Annotated in this window: 8 protein-coding genes and 1 pseudogene; 8 read left to right on the top strand and 1 reads right to left on the bottom strand. The window is 26.9% G+C overall.

What is annotated here, in order from left to right; all coding sequences use genetic code 11:
* The first annotated feature begins 204 nt into the window (after positions 1-204).
* From Q0K19_RS14540 to Q0K19_RS14505, 8 genes are all read left to right on the top strand, one after another.
* Positions 205-1326 carry a glycosyltransferase gene (locus Q0K19_RS14540; RefSeq protein WP_297249218.1) on the top strand — a complete coding sequence of 374 codons (1122 nt, stop codon included), beginning with the start codon at positions 205-207 and terminating at the stop codon, positions 1324-1326.
* Positions 1327-1393: 67 nt separating this feature from the next.
* Positions 1394-1840, top strand: a complete 447-nt coding sequence (locus Q0K19_RS14535) for a hypothetical protein (protein ID WP_297249220.1) — start codon at positions 1394-1396, stop codon at positions 1838-1840.
* Between the two features lie 206 nt (positions 1841-2046).
* Entirely contained in the window at positions 2047-2223 is a 177-nt protein-coding gene (locus Q0K19_RS14530; RefSeq protein WP_297249217.1) for a (2Fe-2S)-binding protein, read from the top strand.
* Positions 2224-2312: 89 nt separating this feature from the next.
* Positions 2313-3146 carry a Fe-S cluster assembly protein NifU gene (gene nifU / locus Q0K19_RS14525; RefSeq protein WP_297249215.1) on the top strand — a complete coding sequence of 278 codons (834 nt, stop codon included), beginning with the start codon at positions 2313-2315 and terminating at the stop codon, positions 3144-3146.
* An 18-nt stretch (positions 3147-3164) separates the two neighbouring features.
* Positions 3165-4331, top strand: a complete 1167-nt coding sequence (nifS, locus tag Q0K19_RS14520) for a cysteine desulfurase NifS (RefSeq protein ID WP_297249213.1) — start codon at positions 3165-3167, stop codon at positions 4329-4331.
* Between the two features lie 199 nt (positions 4332-4530).
* Positions 4531-5259 carry a hypothetical protein gene (locus Q0K19_RS14515; RefSeq protein ID WP_297249211.1) on the top strand — a complete coding sequence of 243 codons (729 nt, stop codon included), beginning with the start codon at positions 4531-4533 and terminating at the stop codon, positions 5257-5259.
* Positions 5260-5588: 329 nt separating this feature from the next.
* Positions 5589-6611, top strand: coding sequence for a hypothetical protein (locus tag Q0K19_RS14510; RefSeq protein ID WP_297249209.1), 1023 nt, complete (start codon positions 5589-5591; stop codon positions 6609-6611).
* A gap of 157 nt (positions 6612-6768) precedes the next feature.
* Positions 6769-7389, top strand: coding sequence for a hypothetical protein (locus Q0K19_RS14505; RefSeq protein ID WP_297249208.1), 621 nt, complete (start codon positions 6769-6771; stop codon positions 7387-7389).
* A 106-nt stretch (positions 7390-7495) separates the two neighbouring features.
* Here Q0K19_RS14505 and Q0K19_RS14500 read toward each other — a convergent pair.
* Positions 7496-7703, bottom strand: a pseudogene (locus Q0K19_RS14500) (hypothetical protein); the annotation flags it as partial.

Raw genomic sequence — 7703 nt, 5'->3', positions numbered from 1 at the left:
GCAAATCGCAAATCGCAAATCGCAAATCGCAAATCGCAAATCGCAAATCGCAAATCGCAAATCGCAAATCGCAAATCATAACATAATTATATCATTTGTTTTTATACCATTACCATTTTTTTTGGTGTTGCATAATTTTTTCTAAATATATTATTTTATGATGCTCAATTATTTTATGCTTATAAAAAATAAAAGGAGAAAATTATGAACAAAATTTTAATAATATCTTCAGAATATACAGGACATGGACATAAAAGTGTTCATACAGCTATTATTCAGGGATTTGAAAAGTTGTATAAAGGTAAAATAGAATGTAAAGTAATAAATGGTTTTGTATTAGCAGATAAAAAAATTTCATCATTGGAGAAATTATATAATCCTTGTGTTAAATATTTTCCTGATATGTGGTCAAAATTGTTTTTACTTTCAGATAAAAATGTTCGTTTTTTTAATAAAAATATTTCTAAAAGTATAGAAAAAGAACTAGTTAAGCTTTTAGATGATTATAATCCTGATTTGATATTAAGTGTTCATCCATTATTCAATGGAAGTGTATTAAATATTTTAGAAAAATATGATTACAAAATAAAATTTTATACTTTGATAACAGATATAATAAGTATAAGTCATATATGGCTGGATAGCAGAACAGATAAAATTATAAGCCCATCTCATGAAGGTACAAATTTTATAATAGAAAATGGTATAAACAAAGAAAAAGTTGTAACATTTGGAATGCCGGTTAGAGATAATTTTTCATCTATTTATTCTAATATAGAAGATTTAAGAAAACATACAAATTTTGACGGTAAATTAAGAATTCTTTTATTAAATAATTCTGAAAAATCTTCAAGAATATTCTACATAATAAGAAAGCTTCATGAAAAATATGATTGTGATATTAGTGTTGTATGCGGCAGAAATAAAAATATTTATAAAAGTATAAAACAGAAACTGAAAAATTATAATAAAGATGTTAATTTAATAGGTTATGCTGAAGAATTGTTTAAATTATTTCATAATAATGATATTTTAATAACTAGATGCGGTTCATTATCTGTTGCAGAAGCTATTAATTGTATTATCCCTATAGTATCTATGGGAGCTTTACCCGGTCAGGAAGAAGGAACACCTATATATTTAGAAGAAAATAATTTAGGATGCAGTACTATTTCAACCAATGATATTTTCAATAAGATTGATATGCTTGTGGAAAATGGCAGAGAAAAACTTTTTAAAATTAGAGAGTCGCAGTTTAATTATTACGGCAGAGATGTAAGAGATAAAATAGTTGAATATATTGCTCATGATATTGAAAATAAATAAAATTTTTTTATAATAAAATAAAAACTTATTATAAAGAGGTTTTAGTAAATTGATTAGTAATTCTAAGATGAAAGAGCTGCTTTCAGATATAGATTTATCTTCTATAGAGATTAAAAATTATTATTCTATATTCGAGAGAGAAAATTCTGAAAATGAAAAATATTGGGTTATTAGTAATGAAACAGACTGCACTTTATGCAGCACTTCTTCTGTTGGTACAAATTTAACAGATTTTGAATGGAAAAATAATGAGATATATATTTCAAATAGTTTGAATGTTAAAGAAGTTCTTAATCTTGCATTGAAAATGTTTATGTCTTTAAAAAACATACTTAAAGAAAATTATTCATATCAAATATTCGACTTGATACTTACTTTATCAGAGGGTGGTAATGAAGCTCCTCCTAATGCCAATATAAGATTCTATGCTGTTAGGGATAATTTTAGAATGATAGATATTGAAAATATAGAAAATTACAAATACGAAGCAGTTTTAATAGAAACAGTTAATTAATACTTTAAGTTTTGTATAATTATTTTTTGTATTTTTAATATAATCTATACATGTATATTAAAAAATGAATTATATATAAAATACACTTGATATTTATTTTAAAAATGTTATAATGTTCTAACAATGGAAGGTTATAAAATAGATTAATGTGATATTCATATTTTTCTATTTTCTTAAAATTAATTAGATAATAGGAGAATCTAAAAATGGCTGAAAAGACAATATGTTTTTGTATGGCAGTAACTGAAGATCAAATTAGAGATGCTATCAAATCAAAAAAGTTAAAAACAGTAGAAGAAGTTTCTAATGCAACTAAAGCCGGTACTGGATGCGGCGGATGTCAGGTTGCTATAAAACAAATATTAGACGAAATGAATAAATAATTTAAAAAAATAAAAAATATTATTTTTATATCCCAAAATTATTTAATATATTTAATATATTAATAATTAACTTAGATGGAGGTAGGAACATGTGGGAATATACAGATAAAGTAAAGGATCATTTTATAAATCCTAGAAATGTAGGGGAAATACAAAACCCTGATGCAGAAGCTATGACAGGAAGTATCGTGTGCGGAGATGCACTTAAATTAACATTAAAAATAAATAAAGATACTGAAGTTATAGAAGATGCTAAATTTCAAACATTCGGCTGTGCTTCAGCTATAGCAAGCAGCAGCATATTAACAGAGATGATTAAGGGTAAAACTCTTGATGAAGCTTCAAAAATCACTAACAGAGATATAGCTTTGGAATTAGGCGGTCTTCCAGAGGAAAAAATGCATTGTTCTGTTATGGGAATGGAAACTTTAGAAAAAGCCATTAATAATTACAGAGGAATTGCTACTGAAGATGATGAGCATGATGAGGGAGCTATCATTTGTAAATGTTTTGGTATAACAGATACTAAAATAAAAAGAGCAATCAGAGAGAATAACTTAAAAACTGTAGATGAAGTTACTTTCTACACTAAAGCAGGCGGCGGATGCGGAGCTTGTAAAGTAAAAATCGAAGATATACTCAATGAAGAGTTAGCAGAGATGGAGAGAGAAGCTAAAAATGCTCCAATGACTACAGTTCAGAAGATTAAGAAAATAGAAGAGGCATTGGAAAGAGTTATTAATCCTATGCTAAAAATGGATGGCGGAAGCTGCAGACTTGTAGATGTTGACGGCAATAAAGTTATGATAGAGTTTAAAGGAGCTTGTTCAGCTTGTGCTTCTTCAAAAAATACTTTGAAAGGTTTTGTTGAGCCTAAATTGCAGGAACTTGTTTCTAAAGATTTAGAAGTTGTAGGTGTTTGATTGATACGGAGTTGATATATGGAAGAGAAAAAAATAATATATATGGATAATAATGCCACAACTAGAGTATACCCTGAAGTATTGGATGCTATGCTTCCTTATTTTAAGGATCAATACTTTAATCCTTCTAGTATGTACACTCCAGCAGGAGCTGTTCATAAAGAGATGGAAAAAGCAAGAGAACAAGTTGCTGATTTTCTTGGATGCGAGCCTATAGAAGTATGTTTTGTTTCTTGCGGAAGTGAAGGCGATAATATGGCTATTAGAGGAACTATAGAAGCATATCCTACTAAGAATCATATTATAACTACAAAAATAGAACATCCTGCAGTTATAGAAACATGCAAATCTCTAGAGCGACATGGTTATAGAGTTACTTATCTTTCTGTTGATAATGACGGAAATATAAGTATTGACGAATTAAAAAGTGCTATCAATGAAAATACAGCTATAGTATCTATAATGTATGCTAATAATGAAACTGGTGTTATTTATCCTATAAGAGAAATAGGTCAGATAGTAAAAAATGCAGGAGCAGTATTCCATGTTGATGCTGTTCAGGCTGCCGGTAAATTGCCTCTTAATATGAAAGATGAGCCTTATATTGATATGCTTACAATAGCAGGTCATAAAATACATGCCCCTAAAGGAATTGGAGCTTTGTATATCAAGAATGGTACTAAATTAAGAACTGTTCAGACAGGAGGGCATCAGGAGAGGGGACGCCGTGCCGGTACTGAGAATGTGCCTTATATTATTGGTTTGGGTAAGGCTGCTTCTATGGTTAAGGCAGAGCTTCCTAGATTCATAGAGCATACTGCTAAACTTAGAGATACTTTAGAGGCTGAAGTTTTAAAGAGAATAACTGATGTTAAAATAAATGGTAAAGGAGCTAATAGAGTAAGCAATACAGCGAATATTAGTTTCAAAAATATAGAAGGCGAAGCTATACTTCTTTTATTAGACGGATATGGAATTTGTACTTCAAGCGGAAGTGCCTGTTCATCTGGTACATTAGAACCTTCCCCCGTACTTCAAGCTATGGGCGTGCCTTTTGAATATGCACATAGTTCTACAAGATTTTCTTTATCATTGGACAACACTATGGAAGAGATAATGTATACTGCCGATGCTATAGAGAAGATTGTTAAAAGACTAAGAGATATCTCTCCTTATAGAAATTAAAAATTAATATTTTGAAATTTTTAAATAGCCTGTCATTTATATGACGGGCTTTTTTATGTTAAATAATGCCTTAATATATATAATATTACTATGCGATATTGACAAATAAATATTACTATATATACTTATTTTCTATACAAAATCTATTATATTTTAAGATTTTATATATTAATTATAATTTTTATGGAGATATTTATTTATGGAAGTAAAACCAGAACAAGTTTTATCATTAATCAAAACAACATCAAATTTACCATTAGTAAAAGTAAATAGAGAAGAATATTTAGCAGCAGAATTTGCTCCTTTATATCCTAAGTTAGTAGAAGAAATTTTAGAAAAAGGCCCTTATGAAGCTGGAGTGCCTTTAGAAGTTATTGAAAAAAAAGCCAAAGCTGCTATTAATTATGAAACAGGAAAAGCAACAGCAGTATCATTTGCTGCAGGATTACCTGGAGGTTTTGCTATGATAGGTACTATTCCAGCAGATTTAACACAGTTTATGGGGCATAGTATGAGAATAGTACAGAAACTTGCATATTTATCAGGCATGCCTGGTTTTTCTAATGTTGATAAGATGACAGATGATGAAGCTAATATGGTATTAATATATTTAGGAGTTATGTTTGGAGAGGCTCAGGCTGCTATAGCATTAAAAGAAATAGCAAAGCATTTAGCAGGCGTAGCATTAAAACAGATTCCTAAAGTTGCAATTACCAAGGTAGTTGGATATTCTACCCTTAAAAGTTTATTAAGAATTGTAGGAGTAAAATTAACTAAAGATGTAGCTGCAAAAACTGCAGCAAAAGTTATACCTTTAGTAGGCGGTGTTGCTTCAGGCGGTTTAACATTCGCTACTTTAAAAATAATGTCAAAAAGATTATATGATAAATTAGCAGAATCAAGATTTACTAATAAAGAAATAGAATAATATAATAAAAGACTTAATATAATTTCATAATTAATATTTTTATTATATTAAGTCTTTTATATTATATAAATTATAACTATTATCTATAGGTTAAGTATAAAATATTGACAAATAAATATTATTATATATACTAATCCAATGAAACATTAATTCAAGGTTTATTTAATTATGCTAAAAATCAAATCAAATCAAATCAAATTAGAATTTTAATAAACTTTATTAATCATAATTCCAATTCAAAATTAAAGTTTCAATATTTCAAAATATTTAAATATACTAGTATCTTTTCTTTGGATATTTTTTATTAATCATAATTAAAGGAGTAAATTATGAATTTTACAGAACAAGAACAGGACTATTATGAACTTATATTAGATATATTAGATGATGGTGCTATAGTATATAGTGAAAGGATTTTATTGAATAAGAAAAAAGATAAATACGGAATATCAGATGAAAGAGCAAAAGAGATAGAAGATTTTGCACTTCAAGAAATACAAAATAAAAATAAACCTAAATTTAATACAGAAGGAGAAGAAGAATATTATGAGCTTTTGGTAGATATGCTTGAAGACGGAGCTATAGATGAAAGCGGAAGAAGTTTATTGAATAAAAGAAAATCTAAATACGGTTTATCAGATGAAAGAGTGAAAGAGATAGAAGATTTTGCACTTCAAGAAATACAAAATAAAAATAAACCTAAGTTTAATACAGAAGGTGAAAAGGAATATTATGAGCTTTTGGAAGATATGTTTGAAGATGGTATTATAGACGATAGTGAAAGAACTTTATTAAATAAGAGAAAAGATAAATACGGTATATCAGATGAAAGAGCTAAAGAATTTGAGGATTATATAAAAAGTCTAAAAGGAATTAGCGGTAATAATAATTTTGAATCTGAGTTACATCAAATTGAGTCTGCCAATAATAGTGAAAAAGTCGTATATAATGATATAAAAAAAGAAGATAGTAATACATCAGATAAAATAGATACAGATTTTAAGAAATTAGAAAATTTAAATGTAAATGAAAGTTCTAAAGAAATAAGTAATGCAGAATTTAAAGATATAAAAAAAGAAGAAAATAACGATTCAAAAAAAGTTATAGAAAATAAAGAAGAGGATATAGAAGAATTTGATGCAGAAGTTCTAGCTTATAAAAAGAGAAAAAAGAGAAGAGGTAATGTTTCTATATTTGATAAAGCGGACTATTATGCTAAAATTAAAAGACCTATTTGGTTAAAATTATGGACTTGGGCTGTTATTTTGGGATTGCTAATTTATTTTACTTATAATATGCAATATGCAATATGCAAAGGAAGCAGATTCTGGGTTAGGTTGGCTATTTACTAATATTTATAATTTAGCAAATTATTTTACAAATGGTAGATTAGAGCAAGCTACAGGGACTTTAGATATTATAGTATATGTAACTATATTATTTATTTTTTATACCGTATTCAATATATTATTAATTTATTTGCCTTCATTTATTAGTGTTATGAGTAATATGGGGAAAAAAGAAATAAAAAAGGGGTTGTATTTAGAGACTATTTTTATAAGTATAGCATTAATTGCATTTTCAATTTTATTTGTAAGAGATAATAATAAAGAATTAAATGAGTTGAGAAAAAATATTAATAATTCTTTAAGAAATGATAATTATTCTCTGGCTGTTGACCATATAAAAAAAGCTAAAAAATCAGATACAATAAATAAAGAGAAAATAGATAATATGTATAACAATGTTTCACATGATATTATAAATAAAATAAAGTGGTTATACAAAAAAGATATGGATAAGAAAAATTATGATTCTATTAATGAAAAAATAACTGCATATAATAAATTAGATGTTAGTTATAAAAAAATTGATAGTTTTGATATTAAATTATATATAGAAAATATTGATATAAAAAGAGATCAATATCTTACAAAATTAATCGGACAGATATCTAATATGAGCCCAGATAAGGTAAGAGTGAAATTAAATGAAGTGTATCACAATTCAAATGTAGAAAAAGACAGAAAAAATGTTATAGGCTGGGTTCCTATTATTGGAAAAATTTCATATAAAAATTATTGGGAAAATGTTAGAAAAGAATATTTAAAAGAACTAAATAAAAACTAATAATATATAAATTATATATTATTTAAGTTTTTAAATAATTGTTTATAGTTAAAAAATTAAAAGGCAGGAGTTTTAATAAAAAATCTCTTGCCTTTTTATAGCTTTATTATAGTTCTTCTATTTCTTTTATAGTCAAACCTGTTAATTCACTGATGAGATTTAAATCCATATTTCTAGCTTTCATATTTTTTGCCATAGATATTGCTTTATTTTTTCGCCTTGTTCTATGCCTTTTTCAAGACCTTCTTTAAGACCTTCTTCTCTCCCTTTTATTCTTTCTTCATTTAATGCCAATATATCAAAATAATTCTTCT

The organism is uncultured Brachyspira sp. (assembly GCF_944393015.1).
Lineage (GTDB): Bacteria > Spirochaetota > Brachyspiria > Brachyspirales > Brachyspiraceae > Brachyspira.
Note: the sequence above shows the minus strand (reverse complement) of the source record. Positions and strands in the feature narration are given on the sequence as shown.

Coding starts and splice junctions, on each gene's coding strand:
- Q0K19_RS14540 (WP_297249218.1), top strand. CDS start 205: ATGAACAAAATTTTAATAATATCTTCAGAATATACAGGACATGGACAT.
- Q0K19_RS14535 (WP_297249220.1), top strand. CDS start 1,394: ATGAAAGAGCTGCTTTCAGATATAGATTTATCTTCTATAGAGATTAAA.
- Q0K19_RS14530 (WP_297249217.1), top strand. CDS start 2,047: ATGGCTGAAAAGACAATATGTTTTTGTATGGCAGTAACTGAAGATCAA.
- nifU (WP_297249215.1), top strand. CDS start 2,313: ATGTGGGAATATACAGATAAAGTAAAGGATCATTTTATAAATCCTAGA.
- nifS (WP_297249213.1), top strand. CDS start 3,165: ATGGAAGAGAAAAAAATAATATATATGGATAATAATGCCACAACTAGA.
- Q0K19_RS14515 (WP_297249211.1), top strand. CDS start 4,531: ATGGAAGTAAAACCAGAACAAGTTTTATCATTAATCAAAACAACATCA.
- Q0K19_RS14510 (WP_297249209.1), top strand. CDS start 5,589: ATGAATTTTACAGAACAAGAACAGGACTATTATGAACTTATATTAGAT.
- Q0K19_RS14505 (WP_297249208.1), top strand. CDS start 6,769: ATGGGGAAAAAAGAAATAAAAAAGGGGTTGTATTTAGAGACTATTTTT.